This is a genomic window from Streptosporangium sandarakinum, from assembly GCF_050942225.1.
In the GTDB taxonomy this organism is placed as follows: Bacteria; Actinomycetota; Actinomycetes; order Streptosporangiales; family Streptosporangiaceae; genus Streptosporangium; species Streptosporangium nondiastaticum.
Map to the genome: position 1 here is coordinate 7,919,489 of NZ_CP192034.1, position 16,593 is coordinate 7,936,081.

The window sequence follows — 16,593 nt, forward strand, 5'->3', positions numbered from 1 at the left end:
CCGGGGCTCCCCGGCCACGGCGCGAGAAGGGTCTTCGTCCGGAGGAGCCGGGAGGCGCGGACCGCCGGAAGGCGGGCCGGTCAGCGGTCGCGGCGCGTGAGCCTCCACAGGGCGGCGGCGGCTCCCGCGACCGCCCCGACGCCGGCGCCCGTCGCCACGCCGGCGGCGAACCCGGCGCCGTCGTCGCCGGAGCCGCCGAAGCCCGCCACGGCCCACATGCTCACGACCGCGAGGAGCACGCAGGCGGCCAGGATCAGCAGGAACCGCGCGCTGAAGAACAGCCGCCCGCCGGGCGCCGGGGGCGGGGAGCCGATCTCGGCCGCCGGGCCCACCGAGGCGGCCCCGGGACGCTTGAAGTACTCGTAGAGGAACCAGGTGCCGCAGGGTTCCCAGCCGTCCGGGGCGAGCCGCTCGGCCACGGCGCGCCTGCCCTCGGGCCACACCGTCTCCCGGCGGTACTCCCAGCGCTGCGGCCGCTCGGGGTCCCGGTGGCTGACGAACATTCCCCGCCGGTCGACCCGATCGACCTCCCAGCCCTGCTCGCCGAACTCGTTGAGCCGCCGCTCGTCGGCGAAGATGTCGGCCGTCCACGACCAGTTCTCCCCGGCGGCGGCCGTCCGCTCGTCGCCGGCGGTCCCGCCGTCCCCGGTGACCCCGGTGTCCCCGCCGAGGCTGTCGGCGAAGGCGGCGACGGGGCCGAACTCCTCCTCCGGGTCGGCGCCGCTCTCCGCGACGTGCCCGGCCAGCTCCTCGATCGTGGAGGCCACCCGCTCCGCCGGGACGCCCCTGTCGCGCAACAGCGCGGCCAGCTCGTCGAAGTAGTCGCTCATCCGGCCGCCCCCTTGGTCAGCATGGCCCGTACGGATTCGTCGAAGGCGAGCCACAGCCCGCTCTGCTCGGTCAGCGTCTCGCGGCCCCGCTCGGTGAGCCGGTAGTAACGGCGGCCGGGGCCGCGCTCGGTGACCCGGAACTCGGCGGCGAGCAGACCCGCCTCCTCCAGCCGGTTGAGCACCGGGTAGAGGGTGCCGCCCTTGATCTGGCCCAGACCCGCCTCGGCGAGCGTCTTGGAGATCTCGTAGCCGTAGCTCTCGCCCCCGGTCAGGCTGGCCAGCACCAGCAGGTCGAGGACGCCTTTGAGCCAGCTCGCGCGTCGGTCGGTCGCCATGACCTCATCCTCGCACGGTAGCGGCGCTACCTAGCGTGTCCCGCTTACCCGCCGGGACGAGGAGCAGCGAGCGGATGTCGGCGACGGCGTGCAGGAGGATCGGAAGCAGCAGGTTGCCCGTCCTGAGGTACAGCACGGTGAGGCCGAGCCCGACCAGCGTCACCATGGCCATGCCCCGCCACCCCTGGTAGAGGTGACCGGCGACGAACACCGCGAGGGCCAGACCGGCGGCGACGGGAAGGGGCAGGCCGAGCACGCGCGTGCCCAGCGCGATGAGCAGCCCCCGGTAGACGATCTCCTCGCAGATCCCGGCGCTGACGGAGAGCGCCAGGGCGCCCCGCCGCTCGGCCGGGGTGCGCGGCAGCATCGCCCGGAAGGCGGCCTGGCCGGGCACCGGCCTGCCCGCCCTGTTCATCCGGACGGCCATCAGAACGGCCACCGCCGACGCGATCGCGGCGCCGACCAGCATCCCGGCGGTGGTCGCCGGGTCGGCCTGGAGGACGAGGCCCACACCGGCCAGGTCGATCTCCGGGGAGAGGCCGACGATCAGGAGGGCCGTCGCCGCCAGCGCCCACAGCTCGGCCGTCCACGCGGTGAACATCCGGGTCAGGATCCCCCTGTCCCGGTCACGCTCGCGCTCCAGGCGCTCGTAGGAGCGCTTGCCGAACCAGGGGCTCACGAGGGCGAGATGGATGACGAGGGCGGCGGCGAGCACCAGGGAGGGCATGGGGGTTCCTTTCGTTAGTTCTGCCGCCTAAACGATAGAGCAACCTAGTTAGAATTACTACCTATATAGGTGGACGACCAATGGGGAGGATGAGGACCCGCCGACCCCAGGGTGAAGACTCGTCGTGGATCTCCGTCGACCGGCCGCCGCCCCGCCGGGACGGTCTCTCCGGGTCGAACGGGATCCACGCAGGAAGGGCCCTCCCTCCCCCGGGAACCGGCGCGGGAGATCTCCCGGGAGCCGGTGCGGGAGGCGTTCTCCACGCCGCGCGGAGGCCCCGCGCCGAACAGGAAGGCATCGCATGCCCGAGATCACATCCCCCGCACCCGCCTTTCGGACGCCCGAGGCCGAGAGGCGCTTCTCCGCCGCCTACGGGCGCGTCCTCGCGCGGTGGCCCGTCGCCCCCGAGGAGATCGACGTCCCTTCGGAGTTCGGCACCGCACGGGTGCTGGCCTGCGGGCCCGGGGACGCGCCCCCGCTGGTGCTGTCACACGGCGGCGGGGCCACTTCGGCGGTCTGGTTCGCCAACGTCGCGGCCCTGGCCGCCACGCACCGCGTCTACGCGATCGACCGGATCGGCGAACCGGGGCGCGGCACGCGGGGCGACAGGCCGATCCGCGGCGAGGACGACCTGCTCGACTGGCTGGAGGCGACGTTCACGGGCCTCGGCCTCGACCGGGCGGACCTGTGCGGACATTCGTACGGGGCCGAGCTGGCCCTCGCGTTCGCGCTGCGCGCGCCGCACCGGGTGCGCCGTCTCGCGCTCCTCGACCCCACCCGGTTCTTCACCGGGTTCAGCCCGCGCTACCTGCTGCGCGCCCTGCCGATGCTGCTGCGCCCGACCCCCGGGCGGGTGCGGGCCTTCACCGCCTGGGAGGCGGGCGGCACGCCCGTGGACGAGGACTGGCTGGAGCTCTACGTCTCGGGCTCGACGGACTTCCCGCGATCGAAGATCATCCCCATCCGCCGCCCGGACGCCGCCCGGCTGCGGGCCTCGGCCGTACCGACGCTCGTCGTGGCGGCGGAGCGCAGCCGGGCGCACGACGCCCAAGCGGTCGTCGCCGGTGTGCGGCGGCTGATGCCGCACGCCGAAACGGCCGTGCTGCCGGAGGTGTCGCACCACGGCATCCCGACCGAGCGACCGGAGGCGCTGAACCGCCTGCTGCTGGAGTTCTTCACCCCCGAGGACGCGGCGCCGCCCACCGCCGGGTGAGCGTGTCGCGCCCGATCACACGGGACCGCGCGCCGTACCCGATCGCGTGGGACGGCGCGCGCCGTGGCCGGTCACGTCGGGTGGGCGATCGTCGACAGCAGCGCGTTCTCGGCCTGGCGCGAGTCCAGGCGGGTGTGCTGGACCACCACGGGGACGTCGCTGCGGATGACCGAGGCGTACGGCGTGTCACGCGGCACGGGCTCGGGGTCGGTCAGGTCGTTGAACCGCTGGTGCACCGTGCGCCGCGCGGGCACCGTCACCCGGTACGGCCCGGCCGGCTCGCGGTCGGCGAAGTACAGCGTGATCTCGACGTGCGCGTCCTCGTCCGCCGCGTTGAGGATGCACGCGGTCTCGTGACTGAGCATCTCCGGCTCGGGGCCGGTGCCGCCCGAGGGGATGTAGCCCTCCGGGATGGCCCATGTGGTGGTGCCCACCGCCGTCATCGCGCCTCCTGCCCCCGCGTCCGGCACGCGTCCGTCGCCGTCCTCGCCGCTCTCCGGACCTCCGTGTGTCCGTCGTCACCCCCGCCATTCCCGGTTCGCGGGCGTGTGTACCCCCCGTCACGCAGGGAAACGAGTCCGCATGACTTCATTGACGACGTACGGCCGCGGCCACCGGCCCGGTTCCCCCCGGTACGGCCGCGGCCACCGGCCCGGTTCCCCCCAGCCGACCGGGTCCGCCGGGCCGTGCCCGGACCCGCGCGACCGGTGACGGGACGGCCGCCGATGCGGTTCCACTCCGACCTGCACATGCACTCGAAGTACTCCAGGGCCTGCAGCAGGGACAGCGACCTCGAACACCTGACGTGGTGGGCGCGGCGCAAGGGCGTCACGCTGATGGGCACCGGCGACCTCACGCACCCGGTGTGGTTCGAGCGGCTGAGCGAGAGCCTCGTCCCGGCCGAGCCGGGGCTGTTCCGGCTGCGCGAGGAGATCGACCGCGACGTCGCCCGCACGCTGCCGCCCGGCCTGGCCTCCGCCGAGGTGCGGTTCATGCTCTCCACCGAGGTCTCCACGATCTACCGGCGCGGCGACCGTACGAGGAAGATCCACCACCTGGTGTACATGCCGGACTTCGCGGCGGCCGAGAGGTTCAACCGCGAACTCGCGAAGGTCGGGAACCTCGCGGCCGACGGCCGGCCGATCCTCGGCCTGGACTCCCGCGACCTGCTGGAGACCGTCCTGGACAGCGGTGAGGGCGCCTATCTGGTGCCCGCCCACGTCTGGACACCGTGGTTCGGCGTGTTCGGCTCGAAGTCCGGCTTCGACACCGTGGAGGAGTGTTACGGCGAGCTCTCCGACCACATCTTCGCGCTGGAGACCGGGCTGTCCAGCGATCCGGCCATGAACTGGCGGGTCTCCGCCCTCGACCGCTACCGGCTGGTCAGCCACTCCGACGCCCACTCGCCGCCCATGGTGGCCCGCGAGACCACGGTGTTCGAGACGGAGCTCGACTACTTCGCCGTCCTCGACGCGCTGCGGACCGGCGACGGGTACGCCGGGACCGTCGAGTTCTTCCCCGAGGAGGGGAAGTACCACGTCGACGGGCACCGCGGGTGCGGCGTCCGGATGACCCCGCGGGAGACCCGCGAGCGCGGTGGACGGTGCCCGGTGTGCGGCAGGCCGCTCACGGTGGGCGTGCTGAGCCGGGTCGAGGACCTGGCCGACCGGCCCGAGGGCGCCCGCCCGGCCGGCGTGCCCGGCTTCCGCAGTCTCGTCCCGCTGCCGGAGATCGTGGGCGAGGTCCTGGGCGTGGGGCCCAAGACCAAGAAGGTCGCCCGGGAGATCGACGACCTCACCGCCGCCCTGGGCCCGGAGCTGGCGATCCTCCAGGACGTGCCGGTGGACGACATCGCGACCCACTCGCCGCCGCTGGCCGAGGCGGTCGGGCGGCTGCGCCGCGGCGAGGTGATCCGGGACCCGGGCTACGACGGGGTGTTCGGTTCGATCCGGTTCTTCCGGCCCGGTGAGCTGGACCGGGTGGCCGCGGAGGCCGCCACCCCGACGCTTTTCTAGCCTCTCCGGCTTCCCCGGCCCCCGACTTCCGGGAGCCGGGGGCGGGATGGGTGTCCGGGGCCGGATGCGTGTCCGGGCGGGTCAGCCCTGACGCCAGTCCCCGGACTCCAGGGCTCCGGCCGCCTGCGGGCCCATGAGCCCCAGCCCGCCGTCCACGAAGACCGACGAGCCCGTGACGTAGGACGCTCCGGGGCTCGCCAGGAAGGCGATGACGGCGGCGACCTCCCGGGCGTCACCGGGCCGGTCGATCGGATAGCCGGGGCGGCTGCCCGGCTGCGGCGGCTGGTCGTCCTGGCCGGTCATCGGGGTGGCGATCTCCCCCGGGGCGACGGTGTTCACCGTGATCCCGTACGGCGACAGCTCCAGCGCGAGCACCCGGCTCAGCATCCGCAGGCCGCCCTTGGCCGCGCAGTACGGGCCCGAGCCGACGCGCGGGTACTCCTCGTGGACGCTGGTGACGTTGACGATGCGGCCTCCCCGGCCGGCGGCGACCATGCGCCGGGCCGCCCGCTGGGAGCACAGGAAGGCGCCGTCGAGATCGACCGCGATCACCGACCGCCACCGCCGGAAGTCCATCTCCAGCAGCGGCTCGCTGCTGCCGGTCCCGGCGTTGTTGATCAGGACGCCGAGGCCCCCCAGTTCGTCGGCCAGTTCGTCCACGACCGCGGCGGCCGTCTCCGGGTCGGTCAGGTCGTGCCGGCGCACGGCCGCGTTCCGGCCGTGGCCGCGCACCTCCCCGGCGGTCCCCTTCGCGCCCTCCTCGTCGGAGTGGAAGGTGATCCCCACGTCGAAGCCCTGCTCGGCAAGGGCCACGGCCGTCGCCCGGCCTATGCCGGAGTCGGCTCCGGTGACGATCGCCACCCGGTCGTAGTCGCCGCCTCCCGCGCGGCCGGGCGGGGAGCCCGCCCGTGACGTTCCGGCCATCGCCGCTTCCTTTCCCGGGCGCGCCCCCGGCGCCCCTCCCGAAGCGCGCGTACCCCCGGGGTGGGATCCCTACTCGCCCCGGGTCCGGCCGGCCGTACGGGAGCCGTCGGCTGTCGGATCCGGGCTCGGGCGAGTGACCGCGGGTCGCACCCGCCGGCCGCGGGTCACGCCCGCGACCGCCGGCCGCGGGTCACGAAGTCACGCCCGCGCATCCGCCGGCCGGGTGGTCACGGGGCTGCACCCGAATGGCCGCCAGGCCCGCTTCGCGGGCCCTCGTCGTGACGACGGGGGCCCGCGGAGCGGACCCGGCGGACCCGGCTCGCCGTCCCGCGGCACGGTGCCGCGGGACGAACCCGAAAGCCGGCGGTCCGCGGAACGGTTCCGGTTTCCGACCGGCGCCCTCTAACGGTCGGCGAAGTAGTCGTCGGCGGTGTCCTCGGCCTGGGACTCCGTCCGGGAGCCGCCCGCCGCGACGAGTTCCTCGCGCAGCCGATCGAGATCCATCCCGTGGCTGCCGTACTTGAGCTCGCGCGCCACCTTCGCCTGCTTCGCCTTGGCTCGACCCCGGCCCATTGGCTGTACTCCCTCACGCAGGTCCTGCTCGACCTCTTGTCACCGGTTGCGTTCAGCGGCGAACACGGCCCGGCACGGCCTGGCGCGGTCGGCAGGGCGCGCTCGCCATGGCCGTCCTCGGCGGCGCCCCGCCTCGTCCCCGACCGGAACGGGCTCGGAGCTGGCCGGGCGGTACGGGAGAACAGGCCATTACCATTATCCTACCCAAGATCGTTTCAATGTGAAAAACTCCGCCATTCCCGGGAATGGCAATCGATGATCTTCTCCTGCACCATGTAAATCACTTCCGGGCGGAGAAAACACATCGACACGGCGAACTCTCGCGAGCGTCAGGACGTGCCGAGCATCCCGTTCGGGTCCAGGACGTACTTGCGGGCGGCTCCCCGGTCGAACTCCCGGTAGCCGCGCGGCGCCTCCTCCAGCGGGATCGGCGTGGCGTTGACCGCCTTGGCGATCTGCACCCGGTCGTGCAGGATCGCCATCATCAACTGCCGGTTGTACCGCATGACCGGGCACTGGCCGGTGAAGAAGGCGAGCGACTTGGCCCATCCGAGGCCCAGCCGGATCGACAGCGTCCCCTCCCTGGCGGCCTCGTCGGCGGCCCCGGGGTCCCCGGTCACGTACAGGCCGGGGATGCCGAGCGCGCCGCCGGCCCGGGTGACGCCCATGAGCGTGTTGAGCACGGTGGCCGGGTGTTCGGTGGCGGCCTCGGCCCCGTGGCCGCGGGCCTCGAAGCCCACCGCGTCCACGCCGCAGTCCACCTCGGAGACGCCGAGGATCCGCTCGATCTGGTCGCGGGGATCCCCCTGGGAGACGTCGACGGTCTCGCAGCCGAAACTGCGGGCCTGCGCCAGGCGGTCGGCGTTCAGGTCACCGACGATCACCGCGGCGGCCCCGAGGAGGAGCGCCGAGGCGGCGGCGGCCAGGCCCACCGGGCCGGCGCCCGCGATGTAGACGGTGGAGCCCGTGGTCACCCCGGCGGTCACGCACCCGTGGTAGCCGGTGGGGAAGATGTCCGACAGCATGGCCAGGTCGAGGATCTTCTCCATCGCCCGGTCCCGGTCGGGGAACTTCAGCAGGTTCCAGTCGGCGTAGGGCACGAGGACGTACCTGGCCTGCCCGCCGACCCAGCCGCCCATGTCGACGTAGCCGTACGCCGATCCCGGCTGGTCGGGGTTGACGTTCTCGCAGATGCCGGTCTTGCGCTCCTTGCAGTTGCGGCAGCGCCCGCAGGAGATGTTGAACGGCACCGAGACCAGGTCGCCGACCTTGATGAACTCCACGTCGGGGCCGTTCTCGACGACCTCACCGGTGATCTCGTGGCCGAGGACGAGGCCGTGGGGGGCGGTGGTGCGGCCGCGGACCATGTGCTGGTCACTGCCGCAGATGTTCGTCGCGACGGTCTTGACGATCGAGCCGTGCGGGACCTTCCGGCCGACGTTCGCCGGGTTGACCCCCGGCCCCTCCTTCAGCTCGAACACCGGGTAGTCGAAGTCCTCGACCACGACCCTGCCCGGCCCCTCGTAGACGACGCCCCTGTTTCCGGCCATGGCGCACCCCCAGGCGGTTCCCGCTTCTCTTCCGGGGCATACCCGCGGCTCAATATGGAGATGTACGGCTATGCGAAGTTTGACCAGATTTCCGATGGTTTGGGGGTGCGGTGCCGGGCGCCGGGAGGCGGCACCGGCGGTGGTCGCCGTCCCGCTCGGTCAGCCCCCGGCGGTCGAGGTGCTCCAGCAGCGGCACCGCGACCCGGCGGCTGGTCCCCAGGGCCTGCCGGGCCTGGCTGACCGTGAACGGCTGCGGCAGCCGGGCCAGCACCCGCGCCGCCCGGACGTCCGCGCCGGGCAGCAGCACGATCCCGTCGGCCACCCGCAGCAGCGCCCCCGCCGCCACCGCCGCCGCCAGCTCCCGGGGCCCCAGCCCCAGCTCGGCCAGCCGTCCGGCCTCCGGCGCCAGGAACGGGCGCGCGGACAGCTCCGTACCCAGCCGGGCGACCGCGCGGGCCACCGGGGCGGGCAGCGCGGGCCGGCCGCCGGAGATCCGCCCGTCGGCGACGGAGAGCGGCGGCCGGACGAGCGCCGCCACCAGCCGCCGGTCGGGCAGCCCCAGCGCGTGCCGGGCGGCCTCGACCGGCATGCCGGGCTCCAGCGGATGCCCGGCCGCGTACCGCCGCACCGCCTCGGGCAGCCGCGCCACCAGCCGCGACCAGTGCTCCGGGTCGGCGTGCCAGTCGCCGCACACCGGCTCGTCCGCGGGCGGGCAGCCCATCGCCCGCAGCTCGCCGGCGCGCAGCAGCCGGTGGGTGCGCAGCAGGGCCGCCGCGCCGGGCACGGCCCCGGCCAGCTCGGCCGCGCGCTCGCGGGCCGCGCCCCGGCGGCTCACCGACGGCGGCCGCACGTCGAGCACGCTCGCCCCCGCCAGCACCCGCACCTCACCGCGCTCACGGCCCGGGTCGCGCAGCAACAGCACGTCGCCCACGTGCAGCGGCAGCGGCCGGGCCAGGCGCAGCCGCACGACGCGGCCGCCGAGCGGACGCACCGAGCACACCACGGCCGCCGAGCCGATGTGGGCGGTCAGCCGGGCCGGCAGGCGGTCCACCGGCGCACCCGGCCCCTCCCGCCCCTCCGCCGCTCCCCGGCCACCCGGCACGTCCAGGCCCCTTCCCGGACCGCCCGGCCCCGCGCCCCGGCCGTCCGCCCCGACCGGGGAGAGCCGTACGTCGACGAGGTCGGTGACGGTCCACGCGCCCGGCGTGACCAGGGCCTGCCCCCGCTCGGGGACGGCCCGGCCGCGCAGGTTGAGCGCCACCCGCGCCACGCCGGTCACCGCGGGCAGCGGCTCCTTCAGGGACTCCAGCGCCCGGACCCGCACCGGCCCGCCGGGCAGCTCCAGCTCGTCGCCCGCGGCGATCCGGCCCTCGGGCAGCGTGCCCGTCACGACCGTGCCGCTGCCGTGGACGCTGAACGCCCGGTCGATCCACAGCCGCACCGGCGCCTCGGGGTCGGGCGCGGGCAGGCCGGCCACCAGCCGGTCCAGCGCCCCGCGCAGCTCGTCGAGGCCCTGCCCGGTGCGCCCGCTCACCGCCAGCGCCTCGACCCCGGCGAGCCCGCCGGCCGCCAGACGCGCCCTGGCCGTCTCCATGGCCGGGGCGGGGTCGGCGAGATCGGCGCGGGTCACCACGAGCAGGCCGTGCCGTACGCCGAGGGCCTCGACCGCGGTCAGGTGTTCCTCCGACTGCGGCATCCAGCCCTCGTCGGCGGCGACCACGAACATGACGGCGGGCGCGGAGCCGACCCCGGCCAGCATCGTGGCGAGGAAGCGCTCATGGCCGGGCACGTCGACGAAGGCCAGCCGTTCCCCCGAGGGCAGGGCGGTCCAGGCGTAGCCCAGCTCGATCGTCAGGCCCCGCCGCCGCTCCTCCTCCAGCCGGTCGGGCTCCATCCCGGTGAGGGCCCGTACCAGCGTGGACTTGCCGTGGTCGACGTGCCCGGCCGTGGCGACGACGTGCATCAGCGCCTCCCCCCGCGCCCGGCCCCGGAACCGTTCGCCCCGCCGCCCCCGGAACCGGCCATCCCGCCGTCCGCGGAGCCGTTCTCCCCCGCGGAGGCGGCCCGGAGCACCGCCCGCGCCACCTCGTCGTCCGCCTCCGGCGGGGCGGCCCGCAGGTCGAGCAGGAGCCTGCCGCCCTCGATCCGCCCGACGACCGGCGACTCGCCGGTCCGCAGCGGTACGGCGAGCCGCGCCGGCAGGCTCACCGCGGCGCTGGGCAGCGTCACGCCGGGCGCCCCGCCGCCCCCACGGTGGCCTCGCTCGGCACCGCCCGCGCGTCCGTCCCGGCCGCGGCCAGCCGTACGGCGAGCGCCTCGGCCCGCTCCCGCAGGACCGCCGGGTCGGCGTGCAGCGCCCGGTGTACGGGGGTCTCGGGACCGCGCAGCGTGGCCTCCAGCGCGGCCAGGGTCAGCTTGTCCACCCGCAGCGCACGGGCCAGCGGGTGCCGCCGGCACCGCTCGACCAGGTCACGGCGGCCGAGCAGCAGGCCCGCCTGCGGTCCGCCGAGCAGCTTGTCGCCGCTGGCGGTGACCAGGTCGGCCCCGTCCCGCAGCGCGCCCGCCGCGTCGGGCTCGTCGGGCAGCAGCGGTTCCCGGGACAGCAGGCCCGAGCCGATGTCGGCCACGACGGGCACGCCCAGCCCGGTGAGCGCGGACACCTCCACCGACCCGGTGAACCCCTCGATCCGGTAGTTCGACGTGTGGATCTTGAGGACGAACCCCGTCTCCGGCCCCACGGCGTCCCGGTAGTCGGCGTAGGAGGTCCGGTTGGTGGTGCCCACCTCCCGCAGCCTCGCCCCGGTGGACACCAGCAGGTCCGGGATGCGGAAGCCGTCCCCGATCTCCACCAGCTCGCCCCGGCTGACCACGATCTCCCGCCCGGCGGCGAGCGCGGTGGCCGCCAGCACCAGCGCGGCGGCGTTGTTGTTGACCACGTGGACGCCCTCGGCGGCGGGCACCGCCCGCGCGAGCGCCTCCAGCGCGCCCCGTCCACGGCGGGCACGACCCCCGGCGACCAGGTCGAACTCCACGTCGGTGCAGCCCGCCGCCGCGGTGACCGCCTCCACCGCGGCCGGCGACAGGGGCGCCCGGCCCAGGTTGGTGTGGACCAGCACACCGGTCAGGTTGAGCACCGGCCGGAGGCCGGCGGCGTACCGGGGCAGCGCCGCCACGGCGGCGTCGGCCACCTCGGCGGGGGCGAGGCCGCCCTGCCGTACCCGCCGCTGGGCCTCGGCGACGGCCTCCTTGACCACCGTCCGCCCGAGTCTGCGCTCCGCCGCGGCGAGCCGCGGGTCGGCGAGGACGGTGTCGGTGCGCGGCACGTGCCTTCGTGGGTCCACGTAACGAAAATAGAGCCGAACCGGAAGGGAACCCCACCCGCCCTGCCGTCACGGCCCGCCGCGTGGCCGCAGGCGGGTGAGCGTACGGTGAGCCGGGTAGGGAAGGGCGGTGCGCCGACCGGCGCGCCACGGGCACCGGGAAGGACACGGCATGACGGGAACGACGGCGGAGCCCGGCCTCGGGGCGGACCCTGGCACCCCGGCGCCGGGGAGGATCCGGCTGACCCAGTACGCGCACGGCGGCGGATGCGCCTGCAAGATCCCGCCCGGGGAGCTGGAGGCCGTCGTGGCGGGCCTCGTGCGGCGGCCCGCGGCGGACGGGTCCGCGGAAGGCTCGCCCGCGCCGCTGGGCGAGCTGGTCGTGGGCCTGGACGACGGCGACGACGCCGCCGTCGTCCGCATCGAGGGCGGCCGGGCCGTGGTCGCCACCGCCGACTTCTTCACGCCCGTGGTGGACGACCCCTACGACTGGGGGCGGATCGCCGCGACCAACGCCCTGTCCGACGTCTACGCGGTGGGCGGCGAGCCCCTCGTCGCGGTCAACCTCCTCGGCTGGCCCCGCGAGCGGCTGCCGATGGACCTGGCGAAGGAGGTGCTGCGCGGCGGCCTGGACGTGGCCCGCGCCGCGGGCTGCCACGTCGCGGGCGGCCACAGCGTGGACGACCCCGAGCCGAAGTACGGCATGGCCGTCACCGGCCTGGCCGACCCGGAGCGGCTGCTGCGCATCGACGCCGGCCGGGCCGGGCTGCCGCTGTCGCTGACCAAGCCGCTCGGCGTCGGGGTGCTCAACACCCGGCACAAGGCGACCGGCGAGGTCTTCCCGCAGGCGGTCGCCGCGATGACCACCCTCAACCGAGACGCCTCCCGGGCGGCGCTCGCCGCGGGCGCCCGGTGCGCCACCGACGTGACCGGCTTCGGCCTGCTCGGCCACCTGTACAAGCTGGCCAGGGCGAGCGGCGTCACGGCCGTGGTGGACGCGGCGGCCGTGCCGTACCTGGAGGGCGCCCGCGAGGCCGTGCGCGACGGCCACGTCAGCGGCGGCACCCGGCGCAACCTCGCCTGGGTGGAGCCGCACCTGGACGCCGGGAGCCTGGCCGAGGAGGACGTGCTGCTGCTGGCCGACGCCCAGACCTCCGGCGGCCTGCTGGTGGCGGGCGAGGTGCCCGGCGCACCGGTCGTCGGCGAACTCGTCCCCTTCGACGGCGCGGCCCTGCGGCTGCGCTGACCGTGAGGATGCGGGTGAACGCTTCCGGCGAGTTCGTCTCATCCTGAGGTCGCAGGTCAATGGCCTGGTGCGGCGTCGTGTGGGACTGCTCGCGCCGGCGGTGGGCCGGGATCACGAGTGGTGATCATCCGTCATCGGGCGATCTCGGTACCGTGCACGGCCGTGGCCACGCTCTCCACGCGTCCCGGGCGGACGCCCCGCGCCAGCCCGATCAGTCCGGCGGCCATCAGTACGCTCACCACGAGCTTGGGCGCCACACCGTTGGAGACGAAGTCGAGCACCTGGCCGCCGGTGAGCACGAGTGGCACCCACAGGGACACCAGGCCGGCTCGCCACGCACCGAAGGCCAGGACCAGGAGCCCGATCATCCAGCCCAGGATCCAGACCGCGAACGACGCCATCACCAGCGGGTCCTTGTCGAGGGCGTCGACGACCGGCCGGACCGCCCCCACCTTCACGCCCCCTCCGGCGAGGGCCCCGAAGAAGGCGTTGTAGTGCCACAGGTGGATCGCCGAGAAGTAGAGAGCGGGAACGGCGAAGGCTCCACCGATGGTGGCGACCAGGCGCCTGCGGCGGCCGACCGCCACGATCAGGCCCGCCACCGCCGGCAGGAGCAGCAGGTGCGCCAGCGCGAAGAGGATCGTCTCGATCCGCCAGGCGCCGAGGTCGGACGCGGCCACGTCCACGTTCGCCGCGGTCTCGGACACCTCGTCGGGGAACATCACCCAGTAGAAGGCGTTGGCGACGGCGTAGAGAACGCCGCCACCCGCCATCGCGATCGCTGCGAAACGCCGGCCGTACGGCCTGGCGGCCTGGTCATCCATCGACATCTCCCGTCGTGATCCGTTGACGATGCAGAGGCTAGGAGCGCCGTACCGCTCAGGTCGTCGGCCGAGACGTTGATCGACGGGTTGACGCCGCAGGACGCCGCTCCACCCGTGGGTGGATGTCAGGCGGCGGGCGGCTCGAATATGCTCCCCGCCATGGGATGGCTCCGGGGCGTTGGACGGCGTCGGCGTGACCTCGGGCCTGTCGCAGCGGGCCTCGCGCTGTTCGGGTTCGGCTCGCTTGAGATCTACGTGCCACTCGCCCCGTACGTCGAGGGCGAGAGCCTCGATCTCGCCGCGCTGCCCGCCGGCTGGCTGGCCGTGCTGACCGTACTGCTCGCCGGCCACTGCCTCGCGGTCGCGGCCTGCGGGTCGTACCCACGGGCCGCGGTGGTCCTGGTCGGCGTCTGTTTCGTCGCGCAGAGTTTCACGCCGGTCCTCCCCGAATGGCCGGTCGTGCCGCTCCTGGCACTGGTCGTCGTCTGCTTCGCGTGCGTCGCCGTGGCCGGCCGCCACGGCCCGGTGATCGCCGGTGTCTCCTACTTCGTTTCGCTCGGGATCGAGACCACGGTCGCGGACGACCCGGACTGGGCCTTCATCGTCTTCGTCGCGCTCGCGGTCATGGGACCGGCCTACGCCGTACGCATGCGGCGTGCCCAGGCGGAACGTCTGGTCGCGCTGGCCGCCGAGCGGGAGGCCGCCGCCCGCACCGACGAGCGGCTCCGGATGGCCCGGGAGCTGCACGACATCGTCTCGCACGGCGTCGCCGTGATGGTGCTGCAGGCCGGAGCCGCCCAGGTCATGCTCGACTCCGACGTCCGGCAGGCCCATGAGTCGCTGGACGCGGTGCAGGAGGTCGGTCGTGACGTCGTCACCGAGTTGCGTCGCCTGCTCGTCATCCTCCGCGGTGAGGGGAGTCTGGAGCGGCTGCCCTCGCTACGGCACATCGAGCCGCTCCTGGCCGGAGTCCGGACCGCCGGTGGACGGGTCGACGTCGCCGTCAACGGCGACCTCGGCAGGGTGCCCGCGGCCGTCGACGTCAGTGGCTACCGGGTGCTGCAGGAGGCCCTGACCAACGCGGTCAAACACGCGCCGGGGGCCACGGTCTCGGTCGCGATCGATGTCGGGCGCACCGATCTGAGGATTCACGCCGTCAACGACGGCCCGCGGATCGTTCGCCACGGCGACGGCAGCGGCCTCGGATTGATGGGGATCAGCGAGCGCGTGGAACTCTTCGGGGGCACGGCCGCCGCCGGCCCGCGGGAAGGCGGTGGGTTCGAGGTGCGGGTGGAACTGCCCCTGAGCGGAAATTCCGCGGCCCCCGTGCCGTCGCATACGGGAGCGTCGGCGTGACGCGCGTCCTCATCGCGGACGACGAGGCGCTCGTACGCACCGGCCTGCGGATGATCCTCGGCGCTCAGCCCGGCATCGAGGTGATCGCGGAGGCCACGGACGGCGAGGAGGCGCTGAGGCTGACCATCCGGGAAGAGCCGGACGTCGTGCTGATGGACATCCACATGCCGAGGCTTGACGGCGTGGCCGCGACGGAGCGGATCCTCGCGGACCGCCCCGACCGTCGCGTCGTCATGCTCACCACGTTCGGCCTCGACGAGTACGTCTACCGGTCGTTGCGCGCGGGTGCCTGTGGATTCCTGCTCAAGACCACCCCGCCGAAGGAACTGGCGGGTGCGCTGCACGCCGTCGCCCGTGGAGACGCGCTGCTCTCACCGGAGATCACCCGCCGTCTGATCGACCACTACACCTCCCAGGCGCCGCCGGTCACCGCTCCCGGTCTGGCCGACCTGACCGCCCGGGAGACCGAGGTGCTGCGGTTGCTGGCTCGGGGGCTGTCCAACCGCGAGATCTCCGGGGAACTGCATCTCGGCGAGGCGACCGTGAAGACGCACATCAACCGCATCTTCGCCAAGCTCGGTGTGCGGGACCGCGTGCAGGCGGTGGTGCTCGCGTACGAGGCCGGCGTGGTGCGGCCCCGGCGCGAGACGCGCGACCGGTGAAGGGACGTCCGCCGGCCTACGGCCAGGAGCGGGCGGGGGCCGCGGTGGAGGCGCGGTCGCCTGATTCCAGGCGTTGCCGCTGGGGCACCACGGTGTACTTGGGGTCGGCGGCGGAGGCCCGGCCGGCCTCCAGGACTCCGAACCGGGTGCACAGGGCGCCGGCGGTCAGCGCGAGGCCGGACAGCGCGGTCAGCGCGCGACTGCGGCCGGCGACCGTGGCGAGCAGGCCGCCGCCGGCGGTGAGGGCGCGGGCGGCCCGCATCAGGCGGCCCGACCTCCTCCCGGTACGGCTCGCCGACCAGGCCGAGCCGGCGTTCGATCACCGCGCCCGCGGCCAGTTCGACGGCCGCCCCCGCCGCGGCGGCGACGCGGGCCGGACCCGCCTGGGCGCGGGGGTGGCCAGCATGCCCATGGCGCCCGCGCTGGCCAGCGCGCTCCCGGCGAACAGGAACGGCAGTTCCCGGTGCGCCTCGTGCCAGGCCGGCACGGCGGTGTCGGCGACGAGCACGGCCGTGTAGGTCGCCATCAGCGGGCCGGTCAGGGCGGTGGCCACGGCCGCGGCGTCGCCCGCGGCGGGCAGCGCGGCGGCGACCCTCCGGGGCAGCCGGGCGGCGACGGCCGAGGCGGGCGCGGCGGACGTCACCGCCGAGGCCGTGGCGAGCGCGCTCAGCCCGCTGTGCGCGGCCAGGATCCAGGAGCCCACGCTCATCGGCGAGGTGGGCTTGAAGATCCGCAGCATGTTGAGGAACCGCTCGGGCCGGCCGAGCTCGGCGACCAGGAAGCCCGCGCCGAGGGTGGCCCCGGCGGCGGCGGTGACCCGGGCGGTGAGCCCGAGCCGGTCGTGCCCGGCGAGCCGGGCCGCGGCCGACATCAGCGACGCCCCGCCGGACAGCCCGCCCAGGTAGAGGTAGAGCGGCATGTGGGGCACGTGCCAGACCGGGGCCTTGATCACCGGCTGCCCGTAGTAGGACCGGAACTCGGCCTCCGGCACCATCGCGTCCTCACGCCTTGCCACTGC

General features: G+C 74.7%; 18 protein-coding genes. 5 read left to right on the forward strand and 13 right to left on the reverse strand.

Annotated elements, in window-relative coordinates; all coding sequences use genetic code 11:
- Positions 1-80: 80 nt before the first annotated feature.
- From ACQP10_RS36355 to ACQP10_RS36365, 3 genes are read right to left on the reverse strand one after another with little or no spacing between them, the layout of a single operon-like run.
- Entirely contained in the window at positions 81-830 is a 750-nt protein-coding gene (locus ACQP10_RS36355) for a hypothetical protein (protein WP_390003748.1), read from the reverse strand.
- Positions 827-1,165 carry a PadR family transcriptional regulator gene (locus ACQP10_RS36360; protein WP_189247123.1) on the reverse strand — a complete coding sequence of 113 codons (339 nt, stop codon included), beginning with the start codon at positions 1,163-1,165 and terminating at the stop codon, positions 827-829. The genes ACQP10_RS36355 and ACQP10_RS36360 overlap by 4 nt, the downstream gene beginning before the upstream one ends.
- A 4-nt stretch (positions 1,166-1,169) precedes the next feature.
- Complete coding sequence (locus ACQP10_RS36365) at positions 1,170-1,892, reverse strand: CPBP family intramembrane glutamic endopeptidase (protein ID WP_433540540.1); 723 nt, start codon at positions 1,890-1,892, stop codon at positions 1,170-1,172.
- A 301-nt stretch (positions 1,893-2,193) separates the two neighbouring features.
- Here ACQP10_RS36365 and ACQP10_RS36370 point away from each other — a divergent pair, with 301 nt between their 5' ends.
- Positions 2,194-3,105, forward strand: a complete 912-nt coding sequence (locus ACQP10_RS36370; RefSeq protein WP_433540541.1) for an alpha/beta fold hydrolase — start codon at positions 2,194-2,196, stop codon at positions 3,103-3,105.
- A gap of 71 nt (positions 3,106-3,176) precedes the next feature.
- Here ACQP10_RS36370 and ACQP10_RS36375 read toward each other — a convergent pair whose 3' ends face one another.
- Positions 3,177-3,548 carry a sensory rhodopsin transducer gene (locus ACQP10_RS36375; protein ID WP_179822143.1) on the reverse strand — a complete coding sequence of 124 codons (372 nt, stop codon included), beginning with the start codon at positions 3,546-3,548 and terminating at the stop codon, positions 3,177-3,179.
- 282 nt (positions 3,549-3,830) lie between these two features.
- Here ACQP10_RS36375 and ACQP10_RS36380 point away from each other — a divergent pair, with 282 nt between their 5' ends.
- Positions 3,831-5,120, forward strand: coding sequence for an endonuclease Q family protein (locus ACQP10_RS36380; RefSeq protein WP_390003754.1), 1,290 nt, complete (start codon positions 3,831-3,833; stop codon positions 5,118-5,120).
- 81 nt (positions 5,121-5,201) lie between these two features.
- Here the strand turns inward: ACQP10_RS36380 and ACQP10_RS36385 are convergent, their stop codons facing one another.
- From ACQP10_RS36385 to selA, 6 genes are all read right to left on the reverse strand, one after another.
- Positions 5,202-6,044, reverse strand: a complete 843-nt coding sequence (locus ACQP10_RS36385; protein ID WP_433540542.1) for an SDR family oxidoreductase — start codon at positions 6,042-6,044, stop codon at positions 5,202-5,204.
- 402 nt (positions 6,045-6,446) lie between these two features.
- Positions 6,447-6,617, reverse strand: coding sequence for a DUF3073 domain-containing protein (locus ACQP10_RS36390; RefSeq protein ID WP_179822136.1), 171 nt, complete (start codon positions 6,615-6,617; stop codon positions 6,447-6,449).
- 329 nt (positions 6,618-6,946) lie between these two features.
- Entirely contained in the window at positions 6,947-8,167 is a 1,221-nt protein-coding gene (fdhA, locus tag ACQP10_RS36395) for a formaldehyde dehydrogenase, glutathione-independent (protein ID WP_390003760.1), read from the reverse strand.
- Positions 8,168-8,216: 49 nt separating this feature from the next.
- Positions 8,217-10,130 carry a selenocysteine-specific translation elongation factor gene (gene selB / locus ACQP10_RS36400; protein ID WP_390003762.1) on the reverse strand — a complete coding sequence of 638 codons (1,914 nt, stop codon included), beginning with the start codon at positions 10,128-10,130 and terminating at the stop codon, positions 8,217-8,219.
- Positions 10,130-10,396 (reverse strand): hypothetical protein, encoded by a 267-nt coding sequence (locus ACQP10_RS36405; RefSeq protein ID WP_433540543.1) that lies wholly within the window; start codon positions 10,394-10,396, stop codon positions 10,130-10,132. The genes selB and ACQP10_RS36405 overlap by 1 nt, the downstream gene beginning before the upstream one ends.
- The gene (gene selA, locus ACQP10_RS36410) at positions 10,393-11,508 is read right to left on the reverse strand and encodes an L-seryl-tRNA(Sec) selenium transferase (protein WP_433540544.1); all 1,116 of its coding nucleotides are present in this window, start codon (positions 11,506-11,508) and stop codon (positions 10,393-10,395) included. The genes ACQP10_RS36405 and selA overlap by 4 nt, the downstream gene beginning before the upstream one ends.
- Positions 11,509-11,659: 151 nt before the next feature.
- Between selA and selD the strand changes: the two genes are divergently transcribed.
- Entirely contained in the window at positions 11,660-12,733 is a 1,074-nt protein-coding gene (gene selD / locus ACQP10_RS36415; protein WP_433540545.1) for a selenide, water dikinase SelD, read from the forward strand.
- A gap of 131 nt (positions 12,734-12,864) precedes the next feature.
- Here selD and ACQP10_RS36420 read toward each other — a convergent pair whose 3' ends face one another.
- The gene (locus tag ACQP10_RS36420) at positions 12,865-13,557 is read right to left on the reverse strand and encodes a hypothetical protein (RefSeq protein ID WP_433540546.1); all 693 of its coding nucleotides are present in this window, start codon (positions 13,555-13,557) and stop codon (positions 12,865-12,867) included.
- 159 nt (positions 13,558-13,716) lie between these two features.
- Here ACQP10_RS36420 and ACQP10_RS36425 point away from each other — a divergent pair, with 159 nt between their 5' ends.
- Positions 13,717-14,913 carry a sensor histidine kinase gene (locus tag ACQP10_RS36425; RefSeq protein ID WP_390003772.1) on the forward strand — a complete coding sequence of 399 codons (1,197 nt, stop codon included), beginning with the start codon at positions 13,717-13,719 and terminating at the stop codon, positions 14,911-14,913.
- On the forward strand, positions 14,910-15,575 hold the full coding sequence (locus tag ACQP10_RS36430) for a response regulator transcription factor (protein WP_433540547.1): 666 nt from the start codon (positions 14,910-14,912) through the stop codon (positions 15,573-15,575). Before ACQP10_RS36425 ends, ACQP10_RS36430 begins: the two co-directional genes overlap by 4 nt.
- Positions 15,576-15,591: 16 nt before the next feature.
- On the opposite strand, the gene ACQP10_RS36435 is transcribed toward ACQP10_RS36430, so the two are convergent.
- Both ACQP10_RS36435 and nrfD read right to left on the reverse strand, forming a co-directional pair.
- On the reverse strand, positions 15,592-15,837 hold the full coding sequence (locus ACQP10_RS36435; RefSeq protein WP_433540548.1) for a hypothetical protein: 246 nt from the start codon (positions 15,835-15,837) through the stop codon (positions 15,592-15,594).
- A gap of 57 nt (positions 15,838-15,894) precedes the next feature.
- Entirely contained in the window at positions 15,895-16,590 is a 696-nt protein-coding gene (gene nrfD, locus ACQP10_RS36440; RefSeq protein WP_433540549.1) for an NrfD/PsrC family molybdoenzyme membrane anchor subunit, read from the reverse strand.
- Positions 16,591-16,593 lie beyond the last annotated feature (3 nt).